Below are 1,478 nucleotides of genomic sequence, written 5' to 3' on the forward strand. Positions count from 1 at the left end.
CAAATTAGTTCGTTGTCATCTTACAATTTTATTCTTGAAGCCCTATTCTATGCAGCTTCATATTAAATTGGTATCAGGGGCGGCCGTTTTATGTAGCAGTATCGTTTCGCAGCGGTGAAGCCGTGCAGCTAAATCTCCAGAGGGCCCTCCTGGAACACCAAAGATTCCCAAGCGCGCCGGCAAACCTTCCCGGCAATATTCCCAGCCAAATTCTAAAGTATCTTGTCGGGGATCGTACCATGCGAAAATTGCTCGATCGAGCTTCAGTACAGTACCGAGTTCATCTACTGTAGTTTGGAGGATGCGATCGAGATGCAAGCAAGCGCGAATGCGGCCGGTCAAGTGGCGGAGAAGGCCTTCTGTGCGACAGCGAATGCCATTTAGGGCAAACAGCTTGAGCGCCACAATTGCTGCGAAAATAGCTGCGGCTGCAAGTACGCCGGCTGCTACTGCTAGTATCTTGAAAGGAAGGAGTTCTTTTTCGAGATTGTCGCGGGGAATTACCAGGGCGATCGACCATTCAGCTTGTTCTAAAGGAAGATAGGCAACATAAACTCTGGCGTCGTTGATTGTAGTCAGCGAAATGCCCGTTTTTTGATAAACCATCTCCCGGGCTACATTTGCCAAATTAGCATCTGCCGACTCTAAAAGACTGGGAGCCTGCTTGTCGATATTTCCGATTAACCGAGCGTCGGGATGCACAATCGGCACTCCTTGAGAATTCAGAACAAAAGCGTAGGTTCCTGCGCCATATTCCAGCTTTCCTACTACTTCGGCAATTCGGTCGATGCTAATAACGCCGTTCATTACTCCGATCGGCTTTTCGGTTGTTTTATAAATAGAATTTGCCGAGTTTGACCATACCGGAGCCGAAATGGGAACAATACTTTGTTTTTTGAGCGTGCGAGAAATCGTAGGATCTGAAACATAAACTTCCCCAGCCATTGCCTTTTTAAAGTGTTGGCGGTCGCTAACATTAATCAACGCTCTGCCGACTTTTGTGGTGAAATAAGAACCGTTGGGAGCAATTAATGCCAAGTGCAGGAATTCTTGCAGTCGATTTACTTCCGATTTTAAATAAGGCTCTGCCACTGACCAATTCATCGAACGAACGGGAGGAGTGTGGGCGAGGATTTCGATCTCAGCCTTTCTAGTGCCGAGCCAGCGATCGATCTTGTTGGCGCGCTCCCTAACTTCTAACAAAGCATTTCGCTCGCTTTTGGTGATAATCAAGCGGCGAACGCTTTGATAGCTGATCCAACCAGTGATGCTAGCTGCCAGAATTGTTCCGCCCAAAATTAAGAGCGCAGTTTTGTACCCAAGATGGTATTCGCCCTTTAATTCCGCTGGCAATAGTCGAGTTAATTTCCACCACTTTACTCTCGCAAAGCTTCGCATGGTTGGCTCTCCTGAGTTTATGGTGTAAAATAGATCAACCAATACAGTTATAGTGATGAGCTTTCATTTAGACTATCTAT

1 protein-coding gene is annotated in these 1,478 nt (G+C 46.8%); it reads right to left on the reverse strand.

The annotated features are described in order from the left end of the window. Window positions 1-57: 57 nt before the first annotated feature. Window positions 58-1,398: a cache domain-containing protein gene (locus QUA04_RS29630; protein ID WP_333264366.1), complete on the reverse strand. Its 1,341-nt coding sequence runs from the start codon at window positions 1,396-1,398 to the stop codon at window positions 58-60. Window positions 1,399-1,478: the final 80 nt, after the last annotated feature.

It is taken from the genome of Microcoleus sp. S13_C5, assembly GCF_036700845.1.
GTDB lineage: Bacteria > Cyanobacteriota > Cyanobacteriia > Cyanobacteriales > Microcoleaceae > Microcoleus.